Origin of the sequence: Pseudomonas sp. (assembly GCF_032058845.1) — a bacterium.
Lineage (GTDB): Bacteria > Pseudomonadota > Gammaproteobacteria > Pseudomonadales > Pseudomonadaceae > Aquipseudomonas.
Genome location: NZ_DAMCCR010000016.1, coordinates 32237 through 57975 on the forward strand (window position 1 = coordinate 32237; position 25739 = coordinate 57975).

The window sequence follows — 25739 nt, forward strand, 5'->3', positions numbered from 1 at the left end:
CTCCTATCTCAAAGGCCTGCGTGGGCGGCGATGGCGGCAGCGATGGCCAGGGCCAGCTCTTCGGGTTTGCGCTTGATCGAGTAGTTGGTCAGTTCCGGGTGCGCCTCGACGAAGCTGGTGTTGAACTCGCCACTGCGGAATTCGGCGTTACGCAGGATTTCCTGGTAGTACGCGGCGGTGGTCTTCACGCCTTGTACGCGCATGTCGTCCAGCGCCCGCAGGCCGCGGTCCATGGCTTCTTCCCAGGTCAGCGCCCAGACCACCAGTTTCAGGCACATCGAGTCGTAGAACGGCGGAATGGTGTAGCCGGTGTAGATCGCCGTGTCGGTACGCACGCCAGGGCCGCCGGGGGCGTAATAGCGAGTGATCTTGCCGAAGCTGGGCAGGAAGTTGTTCTTCGGGTCTTCGGCGTTGATGCGGAACTGCAAGGCGAAGCCGCGGTGGATGATGTCTTCCTGCTTGACCGACAGCGGCAGGCCCGAGGCGATGCGGATCTGCTCGCGAACGATGTCGATCCCGGTGATCTCCTCGGTGATGGTGTGTTCCACCTGCACCCGGGTGTTCATCTCCATGAAGTACACCTCGCCATCGGCGAGCAGAAACTCCACGGTACCGGCGTTCTCGTAGTTCACCGCCTTCGCCGCGCGCACCGACAGGTCGCCGATGTAGGCGCGCTGTTCAGGCGTCAGTTGCGGGCTGGGGGCGATTTCGATGAGCTTCTGGTTACGGCGCTGGATCGAGCAGTCGCGCTCGAACAGGTGCACCACGTTGCCAAAGCTGTCACCGAGAATCTGCGCCTCGATGTGCTTGGGGTTGACGATGCATTTTTCCAGGAACACTTCAGCCGAGCCGAAGGCCTTGGTGGCTTCGGAAATCACCCGAGGGAAATTCTGTTCCAGCTCTTCACGGCTGTTGCAGCGGCGGATACCGCGCCCGCCGCCGCCAGAGGTAGCCTTGAGCATCACCGGGTAACCGATGCGCTCGCCCTCTTCCAGTGCCTCATGGATGTCGGCGACGTTGCCTTCGGTGCCTGGAGTGACGGGCACGCCGGCAGCGATCATGGCGCGACGCGCTTCGGTCTTGTCGCCCATACGGCGGATCACTTCAGCCGCCGGGCCAATGAACTTGACCCCTCGCTGCGCACAGATTTCCGCGAGCTCGGCGTTTTCCGAAAGGAAGCCATAGCCGGGATGCAGTGCATCACAACCGGTCTCCACCGCCAGGTTGACCAGTTTGCGCGGGTTCAGATAACCGGCAAGGGGTTCGGCACCAATGCTGTGCGCCTCGTCGGCACGCTTGACGTGCAACGCATGGCGGTCGGCATCGGAATAGATCGCTACCGAGCGGATACCCATCTCGGCGCAGGCCCGCACGATGCGGACTGCAATTTCACCCCGGTTGGCGATCAGGATTTTTTTTATCACTTGGAGTCTTCCCAAAGCCGTGGAACATAACGAGCCGGCCAGGCCGCTCGACGCGTGACCAGACACTGCAGTCAGTCGTGAATCCACCCTAGCGCTGTGGGACGATAAACAAAAATCAATATTTATTAGGGTCAGCATTAGTCAAAGCTTATAGTCGCCTGACAATTCATCGCCCCGAGCGTGTCTAAAATGCGTAAGTCATTGATGCGTATGACGTTGCGTCAGCTGCAGATTTTCAACGAGGTGTGCGACCTGCGTTCCTACAGTCGCGCGGCCGAGGAAATGTCCCTCACTCAACCCGCCGTCAGCTTGCAGATTCGCCAGCTGGAAGACCTGGTCGGGCAGCCGTTGTTTGAATATGTGGGCAAAAAGCTCTACCTCACCGAGGCTGCCGAGGCCCTGCAACGCGCCAGCCGCGACATTTTTGGCCGGCTGGAAAGTTTCGACATGCAACTGTCGGACATGCAGGGGTCGCTGCAGGGCCAGCTGAAGCTGGCGATCGAATCCAGCGCCAAGTATTTCGTGCCCCATGTGTTTGCAGCCTTCAAGCAGCGCAATCCGGACGTGAGCCTGACGCTCACGGTGGTGAATCGCGCCCAGGCGATTCGACGGCTGTCTGACAACCGTGACGATCTGCTCATCATGTCGATGGTGCCGCAGGACATGGGCCTGGATTTCCTGCCGTTCCTGAACAATCCGATTGTCGCCGTGGCGCCCGCTGACCACCCACTGAGCCAGCGCGGGCCGTTGCGCTTGCAGGACCTGGAGCCGCATACCCTGCTGATCCGCGAGCAGGGTTCGGGCACGCGCAAGGCCTGCGAAGAATACTTCAAGGAAAAGCGCGTGCACTTTACCGAAACGCTGGAGGTGGCCTCGGGCGAGGCGCAGCGCGAGTGCGTGGTCGCCGGCCTGGGCATCGCGCTGCTGACGCGCCATGCGGTGAGCATGGAGCTGGCACGCGGCCTGCTCATCGAGTTGCCGGTCGAAGAGCTGCCGCTGTACCGCAGCTGGTGCGTGGTGCAGTCCAAGGCCAAGCGCCAGTCGCCGGTGGCCTTGGCGTTTCAGGCGTTCATTCGCGGCGAGCGGGCGTTGATCAGCGAGATTGTTGAGCGCTTCTCGGGGAAGCCGCTGTCACCTGCCACACGCTGACATCGGGTGAGTCAGGGAAATAGGCAATGTCGCGCAGCAGCTGGCGCTGGTCGCAATAGCTTTCGATGGCGCGGCGGTATTCCATGCGGCGCTGGTCGCGTTCCTGCTGCTTGCGTGATTTGGCGTTGGGTTGGTACGAACCGTCTTCACGAACCATGACCTGTCTCCCAGACTGGATGCGGAAGCATCAGCCTGGGCGCAGGGGTTGACGGTTTGATGCCGGAATCATGACAGAATCGTGAAGATCGCCGCCTGGCGGCGGTTTTTAGACGAAGATTGTCAGATCAATCATCGGTTGCCTTGATCGACTTCGGCGACAGACGCAGGCTGCGCAAGCTGCGTTTGACGCTCTTGAGGTGGTTGACCAGGCTCGGACCGCGGGCCATCGCTACGCCCATGGCGAGCACGTCGATCACAACCAGGTGGGCAATGCGCGACGTCAGCGGGGTGTAGATTTCGGTGTCTTCATGTACATCGATCGCCAGGTTGACGGTCGAGAGCTCTGCCAAGGGGGTCTGGCTCGGGCACAGGGTGATCAGGCTGGCACCGGTTTCCCGCACCAGGTTGGCCGTGATCAGCAGGTCCTTGGAGCGACCGGACTGCGAGATGCACACGGCCACATCGCCTGGCTTGAGGGTCACCGCCGACATCGCCTGCATGTGCGGGTCGGAGTACGCCGCAGCGCTGAGCAGCAGGCGGAAGAACTTGTGCTGGGCATCGGCCGCCACCGCGCCCGAGGCGCCGAAGCCATAGAACTCGACGCGTTGCGCTTGAGCCATGGCGGCAACAGCGCGCTCAAGAGCCTCAGGATCGAGGTGCTCGCGCACTTCCATCAGGGTATGCAGGGTGGTGTCGAAAATTTTCAGGCTGTAGTCGGCGACCGAATCGTCTTCGTGAATCGCAAACTGTCCGAAGCTGGCGCCTGCGGCCAGGCTTTGCGCCAGTTTCAACTTCAGGTCCTGGAAACCCGTACAACCAATCGCCCTGCAGAACCGCACAATGGTCGGTTCGCTGATGCCGACGCTGTGCGCCAGGTCAGCCATCGAGCTGTGCATGACGGCAGCCGGGTCCAACAGCACATGATCGGCGACTTTAAGCTCCGATTTGCGCAGCAGGTGGCGTGATTGGGTGATGTGTTGCAACAGATTCACGGGCGGGACTCGTTGAGGATCGGCAGGCGGGATGTAGCTTTCTTGTAGTTATACTACATGACCGGCAAAGCGCCCAGTTAATCCACGGTGCGCCGCAGTGGGCATTGCTTTGCGCGTAATCGGGAAGCCCTTGTGATCATGTTTCTGACAGGGTTTTCAGGTTAATCGGACATCTGCCGCTCATGCACTACCTCCTCCTGCCCTGTGGGCGTCACGCAGTTTGCCAGAGGCCTTTCAGCCGTCGGCTTTTCACAGGCACCGTTGGAAACGTAGCCTTTGATTATCCCAGCGCAACCCCTGTCGCGATAAACGGCCATGCAGGGCTTGAAGAATTCGCCAGCCAGCGTTTGCCCCGCTACTGCGCCGGCCCTAGAATGGCCGGATGCCTAATGACGACCTCTCTCTCCTGCTGAACTCCCTCAACGATGCCCAACGCCAGGCCGTAGCGGCCAAGGTCGGGCGTCAACTGGTGCTGGCCGGTGCCGGCTCCGGTAAGACCCGTGTGCTGGTGCACCGCATCGCCTGGTTGATTCAGGTCGAGCAGGCCTCGCCGCACTCGATCCTGTCGGTGACGTTCACCAACAAGGCGGCTGCCGAAATGCGCCATCGGATCGAGCAGCTCATGGGCATCGGCCCGGCCGGCATGTGGGTCGGTACCTTCCACGGCCTGGCTCATCGCCTGCTGCGTGCGCACTGGCAGGAAGCGAAGCTGGTGCAGAATTTCCAGATTCTCGACAGCGACGACCAGCAGCGCCTGGTCAAGCGGGTGATGCGCGAGCTGGGCCTGGAAGAGCAGAAATGGCCGGCGCGCCAGGCGCAATGGTTCATCAACGGGCAGAAAGACGAAGGCCTGCGCCCGCAGCACATTCAGGCCGGCGGCGACCTGTTCCTGGCCACCATGCGCGAGGTCTACACCGCCTACGAGCTGGCCTGCGAGCGCGCCGGGGTCATCGACTTTTCCGAGCTGCTGCTGCGTGCCCTCGACCTGTGGCGCGACAACCCCAGCCTGCTGAAGCACTACCAGCGGCGTTTCCGCCATGTGCTGGTCGATGAGTTCCAGGACACCAACGCCGTGCAGTACGCCTGGCTGCGCCTGCTGGCCAAGGGTGGCGACAGCCTCATGGCCGTGGGCGATGACGACCAGTCGATCTACGGCTGGCGCGGCGCCAAGATCGAGAACATTCATCAGTACACCGCCGACTTCCCCGACGCCGAGCTGATCCGCCTGGAGCAGAACTACCGCTCTACCGGCGGCATCCTCAAGGCCGCCAACGCCCTGATCGTCAACAACAGCGGGCGCCTGGGCAAGGAACTGTGGACCGACCTGGGCGAAGGTGAGCCGATCACCCTGTACGCCGCCTATAACGAGCACGACGAAGCGCGTTACGTGGTCGAAACCATCGAAAGCATCATCAAGCAAGGCAGCGCGCGCAGCGACATCGCCATTCTCTATCGTTCCAACGCCCAGTCACGGGTGCTCGAAGAAGGCCTGCTGCGCGAGCGTATTCCGTATCGCATCTATGGCGGCCAGCGCTTCTTCGAGCGCGCCGAGATCAAGAACGCCATGGCCTACCTGCGCCTGCTCGAAGGTCGCGGCAACGATGCAGCGCTCGAGCGGGTCATCAACGTACCGCCACGCGGTATCGGCGAGAAAACCGTCGAGGCAATCCGCGAGCATGCCCGTCACAGCCAGGTGTCGATGTGGGAGGCCATGTGCCAACTGCTCGCTGGCAAAGGCCTCAAAGGCCGTGCCGCCAGTGCGCTGGGCGGGTTCATCGAACTGCTGGAGCAGCTGGCGGCCAGGGTGGCTGACATGCCGCTGCACCTGATGACGCAAACGGTCATCGAGCAGTCCGGGCTGATCACCTACCACCAGGAAGAAAAAGGTGAAAAGGGCCAGGCGCGGGTAGAAAACCTTGAGGAACTGGTCAGCGCGGCGCGCAACTTCGTGCCCAGCGCTGAAGATGCCGAGCTCACCGAGCTGTCGGCCTTCCTCGGCCATGCCTCGTTGGAAGCCGGTGACGCGCAGGCCGATGAACATGAAGACAGCGTGCAGTTGATGACCCTGCACAGTGCCAAGGGCCTGGAATTCCCTCACGTGTTCCTGGTCGGCCTGGAAGAGGGTCTGTTCCCGCACAAGATGAGCCTGGAAGAGCCCGGCCGTCTGGAAGAGGAACGCCGCCTGGCGTATGTCGGCATCACCCGGGCCATGCGCCAACTGGTGATGACCTATGCCGAGACTCGCCGGCTGTACGGCAGCGAGACCTACAACAAGGTATCGCGTTTCGTACGGGAGATTCCGGCGGGCCTGGTGCAGGAAGTGCGCCTGTCCAATTCCGTGAGCCGGCCGTTCGGTGGCGCCCAGACCCCGGCCAGCAGCCTGTTCGCCAATGCCAGCATTCCGCAGACCGCGTTCAGCCTGGGTCAACGTGTGCAGCACTCGGTGTTCGGCGAAGGCACCATCCTCAATTTCGAGGGTTCCGGTGCCCAGGCGCGGGTGCAGGTGAATTTCGACGAAGGCAGCAAGTGGCTCATGCTGGGCTACGCCAAACTCGAAGCGCTCTGAGTGGGTCATAAGGCGCAGGAATCTTCCTACGCCTTTATCCGAACGGTCTTTCACACTTTTAAGCAAAAGCTCGAAACACACTCGCGCTGGTCATGGCTTGCGCAACCTGTGCACCATTCGCGCGTGCAATTCACAAAAACGGGAAATCCCACCTATGCAACGTTTTCTTAGCATCGCCCTGGCGCTCTGCGTCGGTCTGACGCTGAGCCTCGATGCCAACGCCAAGCGTTTCGGCGGCGGCAAGAGCTCGGGTTCTGCGCCTATTCATCAAACCCGCCAGGCTGCACCTGCCACGCCTGCTCCAGGCGCTGCCGCAACGGCACCTGGGCGCGCCCCTGCCGCAGCCAGCGGTGCCTCGCGCTGGCTGGGCCCGTTGGCCGGCATCGCCGCCGGCGGCCTGCTGGCCTCCATGTTCATGGGCGACGGCTTCCAGGGCATGCAGCTGTTCGACATCCTGATCATGGGCCTGATCGCCTTCCTGGTGTTCCGCTTCATCGCCGCACGCCGTCGCAAGCAGCAGGCCGAAATGGCCCCTGCTGGCCACGCGCCGTACCAGCGCGAAGTGCATGCCCAGCCTGCTCAGCAGCCGTCTTTCGGTGGCGGTGCAGCAGCCGCAGCGCCAGTGATCAACGCGCCAGCCTGGTTCAATGAAGCCAGCTTCCTGGCCGCCGCCCGCTCGCACTTCCAGACTCTGCAGCAGCACTGGGATGGCAACGAGATGGACAAGATCGCCGAGTTCGTCACCCCGCAACTGCTCGAATCGCTCAAGCGTGACCGCGCAGCCGAAGGTGAAGGCTTCCAGTCCACCTACATCGATGACCTCGATGTGCAGCTGGAAGGCGTCGATGACCGTGCGGATGTCACCATCGCGACGCTGACCTTCCGTGGCGTGGCGAAAACCTCGCGCTTCGATCAGGGCGAGGCCTTCAGCGAAAGCTGGCACATGCAGCGCGCACAGGGCGAAAACCAGCCTTGGCTGCTCGCCGGTATCCGCCAGAACGGCTGATCCCGAGCGCTCCAAACGAAGCCCCCGGCTGGGCTGAGTCGATATTACCAGGGCTGCTTTGCAGCCCATCGCGGCTGAAGCCGCTCCCACAGGGTATGCATCTCCCGTGGGAGCGGCTTCAGCCGCGATGGGCCGCAAGGCGGCCCTGGTCGCTTGAGTGAACAGCACGGGAAGCTGGCCGTAGGGGGTTTTGCTTTTAGCCGAGCAGGCTACTAGGGTATAACGCGCAGCATTGCCAACAAGGTCAGAGGATGTGAACCGTGGAAGAAGTGATCGAACAGCTCCGTGAAGCCAACGAGCCCGTGCCCGTGCCCCTGGAGCTTCCTGACGATGACCAACTGGTTGAAATCGAAGAACAACTGTTCATCAACATTCCGTTCGTTTTCAAAGAGTTTCTGCTGACGGTCAGCGACGTGGTCTACGGCAGCCTCGAGCCCGTCACCGCGACCGACCCGCAATCGCACACCTATCTGCCGGAAGTCGCCGCCACCGCCTGGGACCTGGGCGTGCCACGCGAATTGATCCCGCTGTGTCAGGACGGCGAGAACTACTACTGCGTAGAAGAAGACGGCACCGTGGTGCTGTGGAGCGGCGAAGACGAGCTGGTCGGTGAAGAGAGCTGGGAATCGATCTGGCACTGGGCTCGCGACGTCTGGCTGGAAAGCTGACACCTGCCCGCGCCAGAACCTGCTGAACACCCCTGGGCCCCGCCCGGCAGCAATGCCGGGCGGGGCCTTTACCTGTCAATGGTGAGGCTGGTCACGGTTGTTCTCCAGCGTCTCCAGCAAGGCGATCTGCATCCGCGTATGCACGCGGATGAACCAGCGCCAGAGCACCGCCACCACCACGGCTGCCACGACACCGATGATCAGCAGCAGCTCATTGGTCGGCAGGATGCTGGCCGACAGCGCTGACAGCAGCAGGAAAATCACCAGCAGCGAGAGTAATGGAATCACCTCGGCAATCACCCGGCGCACACGTTGCGTATGCCGGCCCGCCATCTCTGGCGAAACGCCCATCTCCGCGAGCAGCATCGACAGCGCCTTGAGCTTGCGGTAGGCGGCGATCAGGAACGGCAGCGACAGCAGCAACGCTGCGCCCCAGATCATTGCCTTCTGTTGCCCGACATCGCCCACCCACTCGCTCAGCCACGCCCCGAGCCGGGTGGCGAAGTAGCCGCCGCTGAAGAAAATGGCGATCACCAGTGCCAGGTTGACCCCGACCTGCAACAGAATGCGCCGGATCATCGCGGCCAGCATCGCGCCCTCCCCCTGCGGCTGGATGCTGCGCAGCCACTCGCCATACAACGACAGCACGCGGCCGAGCCGCTGCGGCATCACCCGGCCCAGTTTCAGTGACAGGGGGTCGGCAGCGCGGATCAGGTAGGGCGTGAGCAACGTGGTGATCGCCGAGACCGCTACGGCCACTGGATAGAGGAAGTCGCTGGTTACCTGCAAGGTCATCCCCAGCGCCGCGATGATGAAAGAAAATTCGCCAATCTGTGACAGGCCCATGCCCACCCGCAGGGATGTGCGACCGTCGTTACCGGCAATGAAAGCACCCATCCCACACGACAGCATCTTGCCCATCACCACCGCGAAGGTGATGACCACGATCGGCCAGGCGTACTCGACCAACACCTGGGGGTCGATCATCAGGCCGATGGCGACGAAGAAGATCGCGCTGAACAGGTCCCGTACCGGCTCGATCAATTGCTCGATCTTCAGCAACTGGCGTGACTCGGCCATGATCGCACCGATCAGGAAGGCCCCCAGGACCATGCTGTATTCCAGCTTGACCACCAGCAGGCAGAAGCCGAAGCACAGCCCCAGCACGGTGATCAGCAGCATCTCGTTGCTTTCGAACCTGGCGACGTAGGCCAGCAGCCGCGGCACCAGCAGAATGCCGATGACCAGGGCCACGATCATGAACAGCGACAGCTTGCCGACCGTGGAAAACACCTCGCCGGAGCTGACCGTGCCGCTCACGGCAATGCCCGACAACAGCGCGATGATGCCGATGCCGAGAATGTCCTCGACGATCAGCACACCGAAAATCAGCTGGGCGAAGCGCTCGTTCTTCATCTTCAGGTCGTTGAGCGCCTTGACGATGATGGTGGTCGAAGAAATCGCCAGAATGGCGCCGAGGAACAGCGAGTCCATGGTGCTCCAGCCGAACCAGCGGCCGATCTCGAAACCGATCCAGATCATCAGGACGATTTCCAGGAACGCGGCAATGAACGCCGTGGCCCCGACCTTGAACAGCTTGCGCAAGCTGAACTCCAGCCCCAGGCAGAACATCAGGAAGATCACCCCCAGCTCGGCAAGGATCTTGATGGTGTCTTCGTCATGGATGAGGCCGAAAGGCGGGGTGTGCGGGCCGATGATGAACCCCGCAACGATGTAGCCGAGGACGACAGGTTGCTTGAGGCGGTGGAACAGGATCGTCACCACGCCGGCGACCAGCATGATCACTGCCAGGTCCTGGATGAAGCTGATGGCATGCATGGCGTGGTGCTCCTTTTTCAATGCACGGCGCAAGGCCTCGGCGCTGTGCAGGACACTCGCAGCGCTGAGTACAAACTGTTCCAGGAATAGTAAGCCCATGTTGCATGGGCGAAGTCAGGGTAACATCGCGTCTTGCTGAGGATGGCCTGCGCAATATGCCGAAACAGATCGCCGATTCAGGCGTATGGACTGGCTGGCCGTCCTCACAGGCCGTGACGATCCAGCGCTGCCTGACGTCCGGTAACAGGAAGAAAATCATAAAGGGGAAGACTGTGCCTTCGACTTCACACCCCCGTTCAACGCAACCCCACCGTGAGCATGCTATGGAACCTGGAAACGCCCAGTTGACGATGACCGTCCTGATGACCCCGGACATGGCCAACTTTTCTGGCAATGTCCACGGCGGCACGCTGCTGAAATACCTCGATGAAGTGGCCTACGCCTGTGCCAGCCGCTATGCGGGCAGCTACGTAGTGACCCTGTCGGTGGATCAGGTGATCTTCCGCGAGCCGGTGCACGTCGGCGAGCTGGTGACCTTCCTCGCCTCGGTCAACTACACCGGCACCACCTCCATGGAGGTGGGCATCAAGGTGGTGACCGAAAACATCCGCGAACGCTCGGTGCGCCATTCCAACAGCTGCTTCTTCACCATGGTCGCCGTCGATGACCAGCGCCGCCCGGTGCCCGTGCCGGCGCGTCAGCCGCAGAGCAGTGAAGAAAAGCGCCGGTTCCTGCAGGGCCAGCAGCGCCGGCAGATTCGCCAGGAGCTGGAGAAGCGCTACCAGGACCTGAAGACCGACGGCGTCTAGGCGTCCAGCGGCGTGGCCTCGAAGCGCACCCGTGGATGCGCGATGCGGTCCTGGGCGCGAACCAGTTGCAGCTCGTAGCTGGCGCAGGCCTGGGTTTCCAGCAGCACTTCATGCACGGCGGCGGCAGCGAACTCGAAGGCCTGTAGCCAACTGTCGCCGAGCAGGACGCGGGCCAGGAACAACCCCGAGGTCAGGTCGCCCACACCGACCGGTTGGCGCGGGAAGGCCAGCAGCGGCCGGCGCAGGTGCCAGATCTGTTCGGCAGTGACCAGGAGCATTTCGAAGGCATCGTCGGCGCGGCCGGGGTAGGCCAGGTGCTTGACCAGCACCACCTGCGGGCCGCGGGCCAGCAGGCTGCGGGCCATGTTGACGCAATCGTCCAGCGACTGCGCACGGCGCCCGCAGAAGGTATCGAGCTCAAGCTGGTTGGGGCACAGGATGTCGGCCTTGGCCAACGCGTGGTTGACCAGGAAGTCGCTGACCGCTGCCGGCACGCTGCAGCCCTTTTCCGCATGGCCCATCACGGGGTCACACAGGTACAACGCCCGGGGGTTGCTCGCCTTGATACGTTCGACGCCGGCCAGGATCGCCCGCCCTTGCTCGGCACTGCCCAGGTAGCCAGACAGCACCGCGTCGCATTCGCCAAGCTCACCGATTGCGCTTATCCCTTGCACCAACGCAGGAATTTGCGCCGGGGCGAGCACTTCGCCAGCCCACTGGCCATACTGGGTGTGGTTGGAAAACTGCACCGTGTTGAGGGGCCAGACATTCACCCCAAGGCGCTGTATCGGAAACACCGCCGCACTGTTACCGGCGTGGCCGAAGACGACATGAGACTGGATGGCGAGCAGATGCGGCGTACGTTTCATGCAGGGTTTTCCAAAACGGTCGTAGGATTTGCGCCGCGCAGTATGAACCCGAAAGCCACCTGTACGACAGGCCAGCGTCGCAGTTAAGCTGCGCCGTCCTGTCTGGAGCCCGAGCACATGTTGACCCTGGAAAACCTTTTCGTTCTGATGGTGCTGGCCAGCATTGGCGCGTGGATATGGCACAACCATGGGCTGCGGGAGAAGGCGCTGGAACGGGTCAAGCAGCATTGCGCCAAGCTCGACCTGGAATTGCTCGATGACGCCGTGGCGCTCAAGCGCGTCGGTTTCGTTCGTGATGCCAAGGGCAAGAAGCGCCTGGCGCGGATCTACAACTTCGAATTCACCGTCACGGGCGAGCAGCGCCATCCTGGCGTGGTGACTCAATTCGGCGCACATACGATGCTCATCGAACTGGCGCCCTACCCGTTCGAAATCAACACCCCAGCCAAAGCCACCAACGTGGTTGAAATGCAGCAGTGGCGCCAGCAGCACGATCGCTGGAAGCCCTGATCAGCCGTGCAAGCGGCACGCCGCCAGTGTCTGACTGAGCGCCTGGGCATCCTGAGCCTGCTCGAAGATCAGCTCGATACGCGTATCGGTACGCCATTCACTGCTGCTCCAATACGCCGCCGCTGGCGCCAGCGCATTGAACGACTGCCATCCGCCCACACTGTGGATAACACCCTTGGCCCGTTTCCAGGGCCAACCTGCAAGCCAGTCGATGAGCACATCACAGGCAAATCGCTGACTGGGATGCCAACGCCAACCGATGCTCCAACCGCCTTCCCCTTCAGCGACCTGACAGACAGGCTGGCCAATGTCCGTCCACAGCGTACCAACGGCGGACGAGATATCCACAGGCCCCGTAACCGCCACAGGCCCAGCAGGATCCTCTGGTTCGCCTTTCGGTAGCCTGTGGAAAAACAGCTCACCTTGATTTGTCCACAGGCGCTCTATTTCGGGCAGCTCAGCGTTTATCAACAGCCTTTTTGCGCTATCCACACAGGCGGCCTTGTTGATAACTACCAAGCCTGCCCCCGCCAATGCTTGCTGATGTACCTCCGGCAACGCTTTACCGCCCGCCAGACGCTGTGCATCCAGCACCACCACCATCGGTTGAACATCGAGCACGCCTTGCCATGGCGTCTGGCGCAGCTGTTTCAGCAACTGCAGCGGATGCCCGAGGCCGGACGGCTCGATGAATACACGGTGCGGCTTGATACGCCGCAGCAAACGCCCAAGACCCACCTGGAAAGGCACGCCGTTCACGCAGCACAGGCAACCGCCGGCGACTTCGGCGATCTCGAGACCTGCCTCATCACGCGTGAGCAGCGCCGCATCCAGCCCGACCTGGCCAAACTCGTTGATCAGTACCGCCCAGCGCTCGCCAGCAGGGCGCTGCCCAAGCAGGGAACGCAGCACGCTGGTCTTACCGGCGCCCAAAGGCCCGGCGATGATGTGGGTGGGAATGTTCTGAAGCATGATCGGCGCCGTGGATAAGGTTATCCCCAACTATGAAGCCTTATGCCAACCAGTCAAGACTCAACAACAAACGGCGCCCGCCCACAGGCACGTCCGGTGACCTGTGGATAATTCCATGCCCTTCATTTCCTTGGAATTTTTCTCCCTTGAGCAGGCAGACATCGCCTGTACACAGCCGCCTGATCTTATCCACAGGCGGCGTTTCGGCCTGCAGCCGCGCGCGGTTCACGCTGCCTTCCTCCAACCATTCGCTGCCTGCGCCGGTGTAGGTGGTCAGCAGACGCAGCGGCACATGGTCTACATGAAACCTGGGACACATGGCCGCTTCCAGCACCCGCAGACGCACGCCGATCCGGCGCGCCCCAAGCAGGCAGGTATAAGCCGCGATCAGCCAGGTGACATCCGCAACGAACGCCTCATAGCCGTACACATCTGCCGCACCTGCCAACAGCGCAGCCAGTACCGGCGCTTCATGCTCGTCGACCTCGATCACTCGCTCGTCGGCCAGCAGCGGATGCAGGCCCACCACCAGGCTGGCGAAATCCTGTAGCTGAGGCGGCAGCTGGCGCTGCCAGACCGCCAGGTTGACGTCATCTCGCAAGATGTCCGCCAGCACCTGAGGCGACGAATCGAACACTTGCAGGCTGTCGAGGCAACGCGCTGCCGGCATCATGCAGCCGCCTCCTCGACCCACGGCCCGAACGGGTCATCGAGGCGCTGCCAGGCAGCAGGGCCTGCGGCCATCTCAGCCTCGGTCAGCAAGCATGCTTCGAGGTCGCTGGATAGCTGCGCGAAGTCGATGCCCTGGCCGATGAACACCAGCTCCTGACGGCAATCACCCGTATCGACCGTCCAATGCTTGAAGATTTCAGCAGCGCTGTCGGCATCCTGCGGCCATTGTGCGCGCGGCACGAAACGCCACCAGCGACCGGCCAACCCATGGCGCATCATGCCGCCGGCCTGTGACCAGCTACCGGCGTCCTGGTGTTTGCTTGCCCGCCAGAAGAACCCTTTGGAACGCAGCAGGCGACCGTTGCGCCAAGGCCGCTGGATGAAGTCATGAAAACGCTGCGGATGAAACGGCCGACGCGCCTGCCAGGTGGTCGCGGCAATGCCATAGGCCTCGGTTTCCGGAACGTGCTCACCGCGCAGTTCCTGCAGCCAGCCCGGGGCTTGCGAGGCTTGCTCGAAATCGAACAGGCCAGTGTCGAGGATGCGATTCAAGGCCACCTGGCCCATGACCATCGGCACCATCTGCGCGCGCGGATTGAGCCGCGCCAGAATCGCCGCCAGTTCTTCGCGTTCGTGCTGGCTGACCAGATCGATCTTGCTGAGCAGGAGTACGTCAGCGAACTCCACCTGTTCGATCAGCAGGTCACTGATCGAGCGCTCGTCATCCTCGCCCAGGGTTTCACCGCGGCTGGCCAAGGCCTCGGCGGCTTGATAGTCGGTCATGAAGTTCAGCGCATCGACCACGGTCACCATGGTGTCGAGGCGGGCGAGGTCCGACAGGCTGCGGCCCTGCTCGTCGCGGAAGGTGAAGGTCTCTGCCACGGGCAATGGCTCGGAGATGCCGGTGGACTCGATCAACAGATAGTCGAAGCGACCTTCCTGGGCCAGACGCGCGACTTCTTCGAGCAGGTCTTCGCGCAAGGTGCAGCAGATGCAGCCATTGCTCATCTCCACCAGCTTTTCTTCGGCGCGGTTGAGGCTGACGTTGCGCTGCACGTCGCTGGCGTCGATGTTGATTTCGCTCATGTCATTGACGATGACGGCCACGCGCAGGTTTTCACGGTTGCGCAGCACATGGGTGAGCAGCGTGCTTTTGCCAGCGCCAAGAAAGCCTGACAGCACGGTGACGGGAAGACGGGTGGACATGATTTCGAGCCTCATCGACAGGCGCATTCGAGCGATGCGTTGTAATACGTTATATTATAACAATACAATGATGCAAAGCCGTTTCCGCCAGATTCACGCTGGATGCCTCGATGACTCCCCACCGCTTGCCCGTCCTTTTGTTGCTGCTTGTGCTGTGCCCATTGGCCTATGCCTTGCCCAGCGCTGACCTGCCGCTCTGTACACGTTCGGCCACGCTGGTGGCCTGCAACGATGGGCGCGGCAATTACTACAGCGTACGCACTGCCGGCGACTCGCTGTATCTGAGGGGTTATGAAGCGGCAGGCAGACGTCTATGGGCGCAGACCAACACGCGCTACGGGCCGATCACATTCTTCACGGGGCTGGCTTCCGACGGCGAAGCCTGGGTGGGTTACAGCCGGCGTGTGGGCTGGACTTCCATCAGCCGGGTGTCCAGTTCCAGCGGCCAGCGCTTCAACCTGCATTGCGGCTTGATCGGCGGCTGCCGCTGACCTTCTTCACTTCTCAGGAGCCCCACCATGAACAGCCTTACACTGCCGGACATCGCCGCCCAAGCCACAGCCCAATCGACCGCGCTGGACTGGGTGGGCATGTGTGGCATTGCCCTGCCGCTTCAACTGAACGGGCAACGTCTGCATGCCGTCGCCGATGCCGGTGTCAGCCTGGATGACCCACAGGCACGGGGCATCCACATGTCTCGGCTTTACCTGGCACTCGAACACCTCGAGGCTACCGAGCTGACGCCAGCCAGTCTGCGAGCGTTGCTGCAGGTATTTCTCGACAGTCATGCTGGTCTGTCACAAGCGGCTCATGTGACCTTGCGCTTCGACCACTTGCTGAAGCGCCCAGCCTTGATCAGCCCTCATGCAGGATGGAAGCACTACCCTACCGAGATCCACGCACGCATGATCCACGGAGTGTTCCACGTGGAACTATTTGTGGAAATTGCCTATTCATCGACCTGCCCCTGCTCGGCGGCGCTGGCCAGGCAACTGATTCAGGAGCGGTTCATCGCACGCTTCGGCACGACCACGAATCTGCAGCATGGCCAGATCGTCGAATGGTTAGGCACCAGCGAAGGTATTGTCGCGACACCCCACAGCCAGAGAAGCCTCGCGCGGGTGAAGGTCAGACTTGCAGATGAGGCCCGGACATTCCCGTTGCCCGGACTCATCGACCGGCTGGAAAAGGCGCTCGGTACAGCGGTGCAGACCGCCGTGAAACGCGCGGATGAACAGGCATTTGCCTTGGCCAATGGGCAAAATCCAATGTTCTGTGAGGACGCCGCGCGGCGGCTGCACAGCGCGCTGTCAGGGACAGGCGGGTTGCAGGGGTTTCACCTGCGCGTGGAACATGCAGAAAGCCTGCATGCCCACGATGCGGTGGCAGAAAGCCAATGGCGTTGGTAGCTCAGGTACGTGGGCGCACGGTGCCGCAGTCTTTGCCGATCCAGGTCGCACGGGTGTTCATGCTGCCCTGCTGTTGAACGCCCGACGCATTGAACGTGCCGCTCACGTTGGTCACGAACTCACGGTCGCTCAGGAACGTGGCCTGCCCCGTACCCTGCGCGCGCGGGCAACTGAACTGGAATTTCCACACGTTGCCCTGGCGGTCGGTGATTTTCTGCGTGCAGCCAGACTGTGGGTCTTGCAGCGGAATGTCGTTGGTATTGACCTGCTCCTGGGTCAGGCAAGACCGCACGCCCTTGCCCGCAACGGTGATGCCTTGCTTGGCCAGCACGCCTTCCATCATTGCCCGCTGCTCAGGCGGCAGGTTCTTCAGTTGGCCGAGCATGAAGTCCATGTCGGGCAGCGGCTTACCGTCGACCTGCATGTTGCTGGTGGTCAGCTCCCACAAGCCAGGCTGCAGCATCTGGGCCTGCAGCGCAGGTGAGGAAAGGCCCAAGGCCAGGGCAAGCAGTGGCAGACGGATGTTCATTGGTGAGTGCTCCTTGAAGGTTCCGGCCCCAAGCCGGACCCACGCTTAGACGTCATTTCGGCGCCTGGGTTGCACGCCGCGACGGGTTCGTGGTCTGTTGACGCTCTGCCCACGGATTGCAGGCATTACATGGATTATCACAACCCGTACTTCTTCGGTTACCTGCTTGGCACGGTTCACGTGATAGGCAGTGTGGCCGCCCTGCATGCACTGCTCACCGTACGCACTGCCCAAGGCTCGATCGCCTGGGCCATGTCGCTGCTGTTCATTCCCTACTTCACGCTCATCCCGTACCTGATCTTTGGCGCACGCTCGTTTGCGGCGTACATCAAGGCGCGGCGCCAGGCCAACCAGGAACTGCATGTGGCGATGGCGGACCTGAACTGGCGGCCGTGGGTAGAAGAGGCCTTGGCGGCCCGTGAATCGCAGAGCTACCGAGCCTTGCGGGCGATGCCGAAGCTGAGCCGCATGCCCTGTCTGGCCAACAATCAAGTGGCGCTGCTGGTCAACGGCAAGGCTACCTTCGAAGCGATATTCCAGGCCATCGACAACGCCCGCGACACCGTGCTGATCCAGTTCTTCATCATCCATGACGACACCATCGGCCTGGAGCTGCAGCAGCTGCTGTTGAAGAAAGCCGCCGAGGGCGTGCGCATTTTCGTGCTCTACGACCAGGTCGGCAGTCATGCCTTACCGGGGCGCTATGACAAGATCCTGCGCGACGGCGGCGTGGAAATCGAATCCTTCGCGACCCGCCGCGGCCTGTTCAATCGCTTCCAGGTCAACTTCCGCAACCACCGCAAGATCGTCGTGGTCGATGGCCAGGTGGGCTTCGTCGGTGGGCACAACGTCGGCGATGAATACCTGGGCGGCAACCCACGCCTTTCACCCTGGCGCGACACGCACATCCAGATCAGTGGCCCAGTGCTGGCCTGCCTGCAGGAATCCTTTGCCGAGGACTGGTACTGGGCCACCCGGCGCTTGCCGCCCCTGATCCTGCAAGACAGCTACCCGGACGACGGCGTGCTGTGCCAGGTGCTCGCCAGCGGCCCGGCCGACCCGCAGGAAACCTGCGCGTTGTTCTTCCTCGAAGCCATTCACTCCGCCACGCGCCGGGTGTGGATCACCAGCCCCTATTTCATCCCCGATGAAGCCGTGTCCGCAGCGCTGCGCCTGGCCGTGCTACGCGGGGTGGACGTGCGCATCCTGATCCCTGCCCGCCCCGACCATCGCATCGTCTATGCCGCCACCACCTTGTACGCCTTCGAAGCAGTGCGGGCCGGTGTGCGGGTGTTCCGCTATCAACCCGGTTTCCTGCATCAGAAAGTGGTGCTGGTGGACGACGACGTCAGCGCCATCGGCAGCGCCAACCTCGACAACCGTTCGTTCCGCCTGAACTTCGAGATCATGCTGCTGACCATCGACCGCGCCTTCGCCGATGAGGTGGAACACATGCTGCTCGAAGACTTCGAGCACGCCCGCGAAATCAGCCCGCAGGAACGACGCGACACGCACCGCCTGCACCAACTGGGCATGCGCATCGCGCGGTTGATCTCACCGATTCTGTAAGGGCTCAGCGATACAGGTCATCCCGGGTCCAGGGCAACGTGTGGTGGCCATCAGCATAGGGTTTCACGGCCAGCACCTGGTGCAGGTTGATCCAGCCACGGCTGAACGCGTAAGCACAGCCGGCCAGGTACAGGCGCCAGATGCGCAGGGTGTGCTCGGGCACCAACGCAGCGGCCCGGTGCAACTGGTTCTCCAGGTTCTGGCTCCACAGGCTGAGCGTGCGCGCATAGTGCAAGCGCAGGCTCTCCACGTCGACGACTTCCAACCCCGCCTCGCCACAGGCCGCGCTGATCATCGACAGATGCGGCAGCTCACCATTGGGGAACACGTAGCGGTCGATGAACGCCCCAGCGCCCCTGCCCACCGGCCGGCCGTCAACGCTCCTGGCGGTGATGCCGTGGTTCATCACCAGGCCACCCTCACGCACCGCGCTGAACAACGTCTTGCAGTACAGCGGCAGGTTGGCGTGGCCCACATGCTCGAACATGCCAACGCTGACCACCTTGTCGAAGCGCCCATCGCCTGGCAGGTCACGGTAGTCGAGCAGCTGCAGCTCGACCTTGTCCGCCAGCCCCTCCTCCACGACCCGCTGCTGCGCGAGCGCCAGTTGCTCCTTGCTCAAGGTGATGCCCGCTACCTGAGCGCCGTACTCACGCGCCGCGAACCGCGCCAGCCCTCCCCAGCCGCAACCGACGTCCAGCAGGTAGTCGCCCGCTTGCAGGCGCAGCTTGCGGCACAGGTGGTCGAACTTGTTCTGCTGGGCAGCATCGAGGGTGTCGTCTGGCTCGCGAAAGTACGCACACGAATACGCCATGTCGCGGTCCAGCCACAGCTGATAGAAGGCGTTGGAGACATCGTAGTGATAGGCGATCGACTGCGCGTCTGCCTGCTTGTCGTGGGCCACACGCACGGGCAGCGATTCGCTGAAGCTACCGACGAGCGCTTCACTGAGTTCGTCGCACACCCGCACCGCTTCGCCGATATCGCCTTCGAGCTCCAGCTTGCCGTCGACGAATGCCGAACCCAGCGAACCCAGGCTGGGATGCGCCAGCTCGCCGATCAGGCGTGGCTCCTTGATCAGAATGGTCACCTGCGGGTCAGGGCCCAGGTCGAACTGGTTGCCATCCCAGAGCTTCAGACGCAGTGGCAGGTGCAGGCTTTGTAACGCTGGTGGAAGTTGCCCAGACATGAATCTCCCCTCCCATGAATGAACGGGCGCCCGTCAGGTCGCGAGGGCGTCTTCGCATTGAGGGTAGTTCACCGGCCTGAATGTGCGGCGGGGACGGCCGGCAGCGCAGGCCTGAAGCGCCCGCCTGAAGCGCCCGCCTGAAGCGCCCACAGAGCCAGGAGCATGAGCGCGGCAGAACAGGACTGGATGGCGATGATTAGTTGTCGGACTCGACAACTTTTAAAATTGGGTTTGAATAAATAACATAAATCATGTTACTCGCGAGACATCTTGTTAAATCAGAAAGTTCATATAAAACTCTGTTGTTCTGATCGATATTTTTAGTGTGCTCCGCCGGGCAGCGGCGAACGAAAAAATTACAAATAGTTCAAACTTTACGTAAAACCCCTTCCAACTTTAAGGGTTTGCCTTGCCTAACTTCACCGAGTGATCCCGACCCAGCACCACAGACTAATTTTCGTGCATTGTCGTTGTCTGACTTACCCGCTCGCCTCTGTGGAACAGCCTGTAATGAAAGTCCTGATCTTGTTTGGCACTCGTCCGGAAGCCATAAAAATGGCGCCACTGATCAAGTGCCTTCAACGCAACAGCGATGTTCAAAGCATTGTCTGTAGCACCGGACAACACCGTGAAATGCTCGATCAAGTCCTGCAGCTTTTCAGCATCGAGGTGGATCACGACCTCGATGTCATGACCGCCGGGCAAACCTTGAATGGCCTGTTCGCGCGCCTGCTGGGCCGTATCGACAGCCTGCTCGACAGCACGCAGCCTGACTGCGTGCTGGTGCACGGCGACACGACCTCGGCGGCGGCCTGCGCCATGGCGGCTTTCCAGCGCGGCATCGCTATTGGCCATGTGGAGGCTGGCCTGCGCACCGGCGACATGGCCCAGCCCTTCCCCGAGGAAATGAACAGGCGCGTGGTCGATGTGATGGCCCGCTGGCTGTTCGCACCCACGGCTACCTCGCGTGGCAACCTGCTGCGCGAAAATCTGCAAGGGGACATCTTCATCACCGGCAACACCGTGATCGACGCTCTGGACTTGGTGGTGGAGAAGCTCGCGACCGAGCCTGAAACCACGCAACGCCTGGCGCGGCGCTATCCCTGGCTCGATGGCGAGCGCCGGCTGGTACTGGTGACAGGGCATCGTCGCGAGAACTTCGGCGAAGGCTTCAGGCAGATCTGCGAGGCGCTGCGCACCCTGGGCCAGCGCGGTGACATCCAGATCGTGTACCCGGTACACCTCAACCCCAACGTGCGCAACGTGGTGCTGGACCTGCTCTGTGACCAGCCCAACGTGCACCTGATCAACCCGCTCGACTACGTGGAATTCGTCTGGTTCATGCAGCGCGCGCATCTGGTGCTGACCGATTCGGGGGGCGTTCAGGAAGAGGCACCGCATCTGGGCAAGCCGGTGCTGGTGATGCGCAACACCACCGAGCGGCCAGAAGCGGTGGCGGCCGGCACGGTCAAACTGGTCGGCACCGACGCGCAGACCATCGTCCAGGCCGTCGGCCTGATGCTCGATGACCGCGACCTGTACGCCCAGGCGGCACGCAGCGCCAACCCCTACGGAGACGGCAAGGCCAGCGAGCGAATTGTCGCCGCGTTACTCGCCCGCAACTTCAGCCCGTTTCAGCAAGAAGGCCTCATGCTATATAAGTCATAATTATGGCGTGTAGGTTTTGACACTTTCCCGCATATGCGGATATTCATCAAAATATTGACGATGGCAACTTGATGACTGACAATGCCCAACTTGTCGCGCTGTGCGCACTTAATTTACCAGTGCAAGTAGTGGCTTAAACGTTAAAGCGACGACCCCCTCGGTTACTTTCAAATTCCAAACACAATTCGCATTTGCGAATCGTGCTGGCTATCGCTGCCCATGACTCAAGGATCTGATGTTAAACCTCACGCCAAGTCGTCTCAAGTTTGCCATTCTGAGCACTGCTTTTATTTCCGTGCAGTTCGCATCGGCCAGTCCAACCGTTGATTCTTCGGTCAGCAGCGCATTGCAATCGCTCACCGGTGAAGACTGGATTTCCCGCAGCACGTCCCTCAAGGACATGGGCATTGCCAACCCTGTGGTGCTGGATCAGGCAGACAGCCGGCAGGCGTTTTTCCTGCCGGTACCCAAAGGGGTTGCGATCAGTGATGCGCAACTGGAAGTTCTGGGCCAGATCATCAAGGGCGAGGAGCATTCGGCAACCTTGCGCCTGGCAGTGGAAGGCGAGCCACGGGTGGCTGAGCGGATCAACCGCTCGGACGAGGTGAAGCGCACCTTCAAGGTCGACAGCGGCCAGCACAGAAACGGTTTCGTCGACTTCACGGTGGACTGGAGCTCGCCGGTCTCCGAAGCGTATTGCAGCCCACCGCGCGCGACAGCCAACGTGCTGACCCTGTCGCCGCAGACCCGCCTGAGCTACCGCTTCTCGATGGCCTCGCTCAAGACCCTGGCTGACGCCTGGAGCATCCTCCCCTCCGAGCCCGTCATCCTGGTGGCTGGCGGGCCGCTGCAACGGCAGAGCTTCGACAGCGCCTGGCGCCTGGGCGTGACCCTGGAACGCAACGCACGTCGCGCCAGGGTACAGGCGCTGCCACGCGTGGGTGATCGGGTCAGCCTGCCGCCCTTCGTCTTGCCCGCGGCGCTGAGCAAGGTGCCCGCCTTCGCCGCACTGGCCGGTCAATCGCAGCACACCCTGGCCTACCCTGCCGAGCTGGGCGCGTTGTTGCTGCTCGACACCCCGGCCACCCGCGCAGACCTGGCCATCGCCGACGAGGCGCTGGTGGCACAACTGGACACAGCCCTGAAGGCACTGGCCGATCAGGTCAAGAACGAGCCCGGCGCCGCCGAGGCTCTGCAGCAGTGGCGCGACCAGCGCGGCACATTGGCCGCACGCGCGCTGCCGAGCCAGCAGATGCAGTTGCTCAGCCTCGGACACCAGGCACTGATTGGCGTCGCGGCCGATGCCGGGGCCAAGGCGGCCGGTGTTCTCGAACCGCGCTGGCGCGATGTGCTGATCGCCCCCACGGCGCAGATCAGAGCCGCCGAGGGTCAACTGCGCAACGACAAGGGTCACCTGCGCCTGAGCGCGCTGGGTGGCGACTTCGGCACCTTCGACGTGGTCAGCCGGGGCGAATGGACCGCCACCTTCCCCCTCAGCGCCGTGTCGCTGAACGGCCGGATGCCGGGTGAACTGACGCTCGATGTCGCCGCCGCGCCCGGCGCCTCGGAAACCCGACCCGTCGCTTCGGTCATCTGGAACAACGTGCTGATCAGCGCCGCCCAACTGGACGCCGATGGCAGCCCCGAACAGCTCAAGGCGCGCATTCCCGGCTATGCGCTGGGGGTCACCAACACGGTGCAGGTGCGCTTCCAACGTCAGCCGGTCTCACCCAGGTGTGCCGAAGTCCCGCAGGCCTTCCCGGTCAACGTGCTGCCGAGCAGCTACCTCAGTTCGGCCCCGGCCGAGCCCGATGGCACGTTCATCGGCTTGCTGCCGCTGATGGCGGGCAATCCACTGGTGATCGTCGACGAGCAGGCCCTGCAAACGCCCGTCGCCCCGCTCGGCAAACTGATCCGTCTGGCCACCGCTGCGGCGCTGTCGCCGGTCGATGCGCAGCTGCTGTTCAGCGATGGCAAGGCCGATGTTTCACCGACACGACCCTTCCTCGCGCTGGACGTGCCGCTGACCGGCGCCAGGCCGATCCTGGGCGTGGCCGAGCTGAAGCGTCTGCAGGCGCAGGGCAACGATCATCTGGCGCTCGACCTGCAAGGCCCGCAGCCGCTGGGCACCCTGTCGGTGGTCGACTCGGCCGGCCAGCACGGCATGCTCTGGAGCAGCCTCGGCACCCCCGAGATGGTGCCGCAGACGCCGTTTCTGCTGACCAGAGGCAATGCGGTCGTGGTCGGCGAACAGGGGCCACTGGCCTGGGTCGATACCACCGACCCGCAGCTCAACCTGACCGGCACGCCGTTCCACGCCTGGCGCAAGCACCTGGTCTGGGCGCTGCCGACCCTGGCAGGGGTTGTCCTGCTGCTGTTACTGCTGGCGATTCTCGCGCGCCGTCTGCGCCTGAAGAACAAAGGTCGGTAAACCGCCATGTCGTCGCTCTACTGGCCTTATCTGCTGGCTGACTACTACCGGGTGCTGCAGCTGGCCACCGGGGTGGTCGGCATTCTGATTCTGGTGTCGAGCCTCGATGACCTGTTCATCGACACCTGGTACTGGGTCCGCCAGGTCTACCGCAAGCTGCTGATGCGTCGCAGACGCTACCAGCCGCTCACGGTCGAGCAGCTCCTGGCCAAGCCGGAGCAGCCCCTGGCGATCATGATTCCGGCGTGGCTGGAATACGACGTCATCGCGCCGATGCTGGAAAACATGGTCGGCTCGCTGGACTACAAGAACTACTACATCTTCGTCGGCACCTACTGCAACGACCAGCGCACCATCGACGAGGTGGAGCGCATGCGTCGGCGCTACAAACAGCTGATCCGCGTCGAAGTCCCGCATGACGGCCCGACCTGCAAGGCCGACTGCCTGAACTGGATCATCCAGGCGATCTTCCTGCGCGATGCACGCATGCCCGAGCCCTTCGCCGGGATGATCCTGCACGACAGCGAAGACGTGCTGCATCGCCTCGAACTGCGTTATTTCAATTACCTGCTACCGCGTATCGACTTCACCCAGCTGCCCGTCACCTCGCTGGAGCGTGACTGGTACGAGCTGGTGGCCGGCACCTACATGGACGAGTTCGCCGAATGGCACACCAAGGACCTGGTGGTGCGCGAGAGCCTGTCGCGCATGGTGCCATCGGCGGGGGTGGGCACGTGCTTCTCACGCAGAGCGATGCTGGAGCTGTCAGCGGAAACCCAGAACCAGCCGTTCAACACCGACACCCTCACCGAGGACTACGACATCGGTGCACGGCTGGCCCGGCGCGGCATGAAACAGATCTTCGGCAAGTTTCCGGTCGACTACGTGGCCAGGCGCTCGAGCTGGTTCGGCAATGGCCAGGACAAGATGGTGGCGATCCACATGCCATTGGGCGTGCGCGAATACTTCCCCGACACCTTCCGCACCGCCTACCGGCAAAAGGCCCGCTGGACGCTCGGCATCGGGCTGCAGGGCTGGAGCCAGGTGGGCTGGCAAGGGTCGTTGGCCACCAAGTACCTGCTGTTCCGTGACCGCAAGGGCCTGATCACCTCGTTCATCGCGATACTGGCCTATGTATTGCTGGCGCAGCATGTGTTCTTCCTGATCCTCAGTGCCAGCGGGCAGTGGAAGACCTTCTTCCCCTCCGTCTTCACACCGCACAGCTGGCTGTTCGACCTGATGTGGGCCAACACCGTGGCGCTCAGCCTGCGCATCCTGCAGCGCGCCTATTTCGTGGGCCGCATGTATGGCTGGGAGCACGCGCTGCTGTCCGGGCCACGCATGATCATCGGCAATTTCATCAATGCCATGGCCGCTGCGCGCGCCTGGCGTCTGTACCTGGCCTATCTGTTCCTGGGCAAGCCACTGGTCTGGGACAAGACCATGCACGACTTCCCGTCTGCCGATCAGCTGCACCAGCAACGCTTGCGCCTGGGCGAGCTGCTGGTGTCGTGGCGTGCCATCGACGAAGCCACACTGGCGCGGGCGCTGAACGCCCAGGTCGAGGAGCACAAGCCGCTGGGGCAGATTCTGCTGGAGCATGGCTACCTGGATGCGGCAACGCTCAACGAGGCGATCCAGTTCCAGCAGGAAAGCGACGAGCCGCTTTCGCTTCACCCCGGCACAGCGCCTGGCGCTGCCTCTTCAGACTCCCATCCACAGGCCCCCGCACAGCCATGATTTCCGCTCGTACCGCCACCCTGTTGTTCGGCGCATGGCTGGGCTGCACCGCCGCACCCTGTGCCCTGGCCGCCGAAAGGCCGCTGCGCGGTGTCGCCTGGGGCGAGGCAGACCAGGCCTACCGCAACTACGACGCGGGCCGCTATCGCGAAGCGCTGGGGCACATCGATGGCGCGCTCAAGCTGCGCCCGGACGTGGTGCGGCTGCAACTGCTCAAGGTCTACACCCTGGAAAAGCTCGGCCGACGCGCCGAAGCCCGCCAGGCCGCACAAGCGGCGTTGAAGCGCGGACTGCGTGACCCGCGGCTGAAAGCAGCGGTGGTCAACCTGCAACCGCGCGGCGGCAGCCGTGGCGCAGGCCGCA

At 62.5% G+C, this 25739-nt stretch carries 22 protein-coding genes and 1 pseudogene; 13 read left to right on the forward strand and 10 right to left on the reverse strand.

Going from position 1 to position 25739, the window contains the following annotated elements; all coding sequences use genetic code 11:
• Positions 1-8 precede the first annotated feature (8 nt).
• A complete protein-coding gene (locus RT028_RS05205; protein ID WP_312933167.1) occupies positions 9-1424 on the reverse strand; it encodes an acetyl-CoA carboxylase biotin carboxylase subunit in 1416 nt (471 codons plus the stop codon).
• A 189-nt stretch (positions 1425-1613) separates the two neighbouring features.
• Here RT028_RS05205 and RT028_RS05210 point away from each other — a divergent pair, with 189 nt between their 5' ends.
• Positions 1614-2573 carry a LysR family transcriptional regulator gene (locus tag RT028_RS05210; protein ID WP_312933169.1) on the forward strand — a complete coding sequence of 320 codons (960 nt, stop codon included), beginning with the start codon at positions 1614-1616 and terminating at the stop codon, positions 2571-2573.
• On the opposite strand, the gene RT028_RS05215 is transcribed toward RT028_RS05210, so the two are convergent.
• On the reverse strand, positions 2518-2730 hold the full coding sequence (locus RT028_RS05215) for a PA3496 family putative envelope integrity protein (RefSeq protein ID WP_312933171.1): 213 nt from the start codon (positions 2728-2730) through the stop codon (positions 2518-2520). The two genes, RT028_RS05210 and RT028_RS05215, sit on opposite strands and share 56 nt — an antisense overlap.
• Before the next feature lie 127 nt (positions 2731-2857).
• On the reverse strand, positions 2858-3724 hold the full coding sequence (gene hexR / locus RT028_RS05220; protein WP_312933173.1) for a transcriptional regulator HexR: 867 nt from the start codon (positions 3722-3724) through the stop codon (positions 2858-2860).
• A gap of 382 nt (positions 3725-4106) precedes the next feature.
• On the opposite strand from hexR, the gene uvrD reads away from it, so the two are divergent.
• The 3 genes from uvrD (at position 4107) to RT028_RS05235 (ending at position 7964) form a co-directional block, all read left to right on the forward strand.
• Entirely contained in the window at positions 4107-6290 is a 2184-nt protein-coding gene (gene uvrD / locus RT028_RS05225) for a DNA helicase II (protein WP_312933175.1), read from the forward strand.
• Between the two features lie 154 nt (positions 6291-6444).
• The gene (locus RT028_RS05230) at positions 6445-7296 is read left to right on the forward strand and encodes a TIM44-like domain-containing protein (protein WP_312933177.1); all 852 of its coding nucleotides are present in this window, start codon (positions 6445-6447) and stop codon (positions 7294-7296) included.
• A gap of 260 nt (positions 7297-7556) precedes the next feature.
• On the forward strand, positions 7557-7964 hold the full coding sequence (locus tag RT028_RS05235) for an SMI1/KNR4 family protein (RefSeq protein WP_312933179.1): 408 nt from the start codon (positions 7557-7559) through the stop codon (positions 7962-7964).
• Positions 7965-8039: 75 nt separating this feature from the next.
• Here the strand turns inward: RT028_RS05235 and RT028_RS05240 are convergent, their stop codons facing one another.
• On the reverse strand, positions 8040-9803 hold the full coding sequence (locus tag RT028_RS05240) for a cation:proton antiporter (protein WP_312933181.1): 1764 nt from the start codon (positions 9801-9803) through the stop codon (positions 8040-8042).
• Positions 9804-10126: 323 nt separating this feature from the next.
• Here RT028_RS05240 and RT028_RS05245 point away from each other — a divergent pair, with 323 nt between their 5' ends.
• Positions 10127-10612 carry an acyl-CoA thioesterase gene (locus RT028_RS05245; protein WP_312933183.1) on the forward strand — a complete coding sequence of 162 codons (486 nt, stop codon included), beginning with the start codon at positions 10127-10129 and terminating at the stop codon, positions 10610-10612.
• Here RT028_RS05245 and pdxY read toward each other — a convergent pair.
• A complete protein-coding gene (gene pdxY, locus RT028_RS05250) occupies positions 10609-11481 on the reverse strand; it encodes a pyridoxal kinase PdxY (RefSeq protein WP_312933185.1) in 873 nt (290 codons plus the stop codon). The two genes, RT028_RS05245 and pdxY, sit on opposite strands and share 4 nt — an antisense overlap.
• 117 nt (positions 11482-11598) lie before the next feature.
• Here pdxY and RT028_RS05255 point away from each other — a divergent pair, with 117 nt between their 5' ends.
• Positions 11599-11991: a DUF3301 domain-containing protein gene (locus tag RT028_RS05255; RefSeq protein WP_312933187.1), complete on the forward strand. Its 393-nt coding sequence runs from the start codon at positions 11599-11601 to the stop codon at positions 11989-11991.
• Here the strand turns inward: RT028_RS05255 and RT028_RS05260 are convergent, their stop codons facing one another.
• The 3 genes from RT028_RS05260 to zigA are packed head-to-tail and all read right to left on the reverse strand — an operon-like array spanning position 11992 to position 14841.
• Positions 11992-12963: a CobW-like GTP-binding protein gene (locus RT028_RS05260; RefSeq protein ID WP_312933189.1), complete on the reverse strand. Its 972-nt coding sequence runs from the start codon at positions 12961-12963 to the stop codon at positions 11992-11994.
• 40 nt (positions 12964-13003) lie between these two features.
• Entirely contained in the window at positions 13004-13636 is a 633-nt protein-coding gene (locus RT028_RS05265; RefSeq protein ID WP_312933191.1) for a DUF1826 domain-containing protein, read from the reverse strand.
• On the reverse strand, positions 13633-14841 hold the full coding sequence (gene zigA, locus RT028_RS05270; protein ID WP_312933198.1) for a zinc metallochaperone GTPase ZigA: 1209 nt from the start codon (positions 14839-14841) through the stop codon (positions 13633-13635). Before zigA ends, RT028_RS05265 begins: the two co-directional genes overlap by 4 nt.
• Positions 14842-14951: 110 nt before the next feature.
• On the opposite strand from zigA, the gene RT028_RS05275 reads away from it, so the two are divergent.
• Together RT028_RS05275 and folE2 are read left to right on the forward strand one after the other, a co-directional pair.
• Positions 14952-15332 carry a glutamine synthetase gene (locus RT028_RS05275; protein ID WP_312933200.1) on the forward strand — a complete coding sequence of 127 codons (381 nt, stop codon included), beginning with the start codon at positions 14952-14954 and terminating at the stop codon, positions 15330-15332.
• A 27-nt stretch (positions 15333-15359) separates the two neighbouring features.
• Complete coding sequence (gene folE2, locus RT028_RS05280; protein ID WP_312933202.1) at positions 15360-16250, forward strand: GTP cyclohydrolase FolE2; 891 nt, start codon at positions 15360-15362, stop codon at positions 16248-16250.
• Between the two features lies 1 nt (position 16251).
• On the opposite strand, the gene RT028_RS05285 is transcribed toward folE2, so the two are convergent.
• Complete coding sequence (locus RT028_RS05285) at positions 16252-16779, reverse strand: DUF3617 domain-containing protein (RefSeq protein ID WP_312933204.1); 528 nt, start codon at positions 16777-16779, stop codon at positions 16252-16254.
• Positions 16780-16908: 129 nt separating this feature from the next.
• Here RT028_RS05285 and cls point away from each other — a divergent pair, with 129 nt between their 5' ends.
• Positions 16909-18348 (forward strand): cardiolipin synthase, encoded by a 1440-nt coding sequence (cls, locus tag RT028_RS05290; RefSeq protein WP_312933206.1) that lies wholly within the window; start codon positions 16909-16911, stop codon positions 18346-18348.
• 4 nt (positions 18349-18352) lie between these two features.
• Here cls and cfaB read toward each other — a convergent pair whose 3' ends face one another.
• Entirely contained in the window at positions 18353-19537 is a 1185-nt protein-coding gene (gene cfaB, locus RT028_RS05295) for a C17 cyclopropane fatty acid synthase CfaB (protein ID WP_312933207.1), read from the reverse strand.
• 510 nt (positions 19538-20047) lie between these two features.
• On the opposite strand from cfaB, the gene wecB reads away from it, so the two are divergent.
• The 4 genes and pseudogenes from wecB to RT028_RS05315 all read left to right on the forward strand — a co-directional run.
• Positions 20048-21205: a non-hydrolyzing UDP-N-acetylglucosamine 2-epimerase gene (gene wecB / locus RT028_RS05300; protein ID WP_312933211.1), complete on the forward strand. Its 1158-nt coding sequence runs from the start codon at positions 20048-20050 to the stop codon at positions 21203-21205.
• A 346-nt stretch (positions 21206-21551) separates the two neighbouring features.
• On the forward strand, positions 21552-23636 hold the full coding sequence (locus RT028_RS05305; RefSeq protein WP_312933213.1) for a hypothetical protein: 2085 nt from the start codon (positions 21552-21554) through the stop codon (positions 23634-23636).
• 6 nt (positions 23637-23642) lie between these two features.
• A pseudogene (locus tag RT028_RS05310) lies at positions 23643-25289 on the forward strand (glycosyl transferase family protein); the annotation flags it as partial.
• An 83-nt stretch (positions 25290-25372) separates the two neighbouring features.
• A partial coding sequence (locus tag RT028_RS05315; protein WP_312933215.1) for a tetratricopeptide repeat protein occupies positions 25373-25739 on the forward strand: 367 nt, incomplete at its 3' end.

Excerpts from the sequence above, each read along its gene's own strand:
- RT028_RS05210 (WP_312933169.1), top strand. The coding sequence starts at position 1,614 with ATGCGTAAGTCATTGATGCGTATGACGTTGCGTCAGCTGCAGATTTTC.
- RT028_RS05215 (WP_312933171.1), bottom strand. The coding sequence starts at position 2,730 with ATGGTTCGTGAAGACGGTTCGTACCAACCCAACGCCAAATCACGCAAG.
- uvrD (WP_312933175.1), top strand. The coding sequence starts at position 4,107 with ATGCCTAATGACGACCTCTCTCTCCTGCTGAACTCCCTCAACGATGCC.
- RT028_RS05230 (WP_312933177.1), top strand. The coding sequence starts at position 6,445 with ATGCAACGTTTTCTTAGCATCGCCCTGGCGCTCTGCGTCGGTCTGACG.
- RT028_RS05240 (WP_312933181.1), bottom strand. The coding sequence starts at position 9,803 with ATGCATGCCATCAGCTTCATCCAGGACCTGGCAGTGATCATGCTGGTC.
- RT028_RS05245 (WP_312933183.1), top strand. The coding sequence starts at position 10,127 with ATGGAACCTGGAAACGCCCAGTTGACGATGACCGTCCTGATGACCCCG.
- pdxY (WP_312933185.1), bottom strand. The coding sequence starts at position 11,481 with ATGAAACGTACGCCGCATCTGCTCGCCATCCAGTCTCATGTCGTCTTC.
- RT028_RS05255 (WP_312933187.1), top strand. The coding sequence starts at position 11,599 with ATGTTGACCCTGGAAAACCTTTTCGTTCTGATGGTGCTGGCCAGCATT.
- RT028_RS05260 (WP_312933189.1), bottom strand. The coding sequence starts at position 12,963 with ATGCTTCAGAACATTCCCACCCACATCATCGCCGGGCCTTTGGGCGCC.
- RT028_RS05265 (WP_312933191.1), bottom strand. The coding sequence starts at position 13,636 with ATGATGCCGGCAGCGCGTTGCCTCGACAGCCTGCAAGTGTTCGATTCG.
- zigA (WP_312933198.1), bottom strand. The coding sequence starts at position 14,841 with ATGTCCACCCGTCTTCCCGTCACCGTGCTGTCAGGCTTTCTTGGCGCT.
- RT028_RS05275 (WP_312933200.1), top strand. The coding sequence starts at position 14,952 with ATGACTCCCCACCGCTTGCCCGTCCTTTTGTTGCTGCTTGTGCTGTGC.
- folE2 (WP_312933202.1), top strand. The coding sequence starts at position 15,360 with ATGAACAGCCTTACACTGCCGGACATCGCCGCCCAAGCCACAGCCCAA.
- RT028_RS05285 (WP_312933204.1), bottom strand. The coding sequence starts at position 16,779 with ATGAACATCCGTCTGCCACTGCTTGCCCTGGCCTTGGGCCTTTCCTCA.
- cls (WP_312933206.1), top strand. The coding sequence starts at position 16,909 with ATGGATTATCACAACCCGTACTTCTTCGGTTACCTGCTTGGCACGGTT.
- cfaB (WP_312933207.1), bottom strand. The coding sequence starts at position 19,537 with ATGTCTGGGCAACTTCCACCAGCGTTACAAAGCCTGCACCTGCCACTG.
- wecB (WP_312933211.1), top strand. The coding sequence starts at position 20,048 with ATGAAAGTCCTGATCTTGTTTGGCACTCGTCCGGAAGCCATAAAAATG.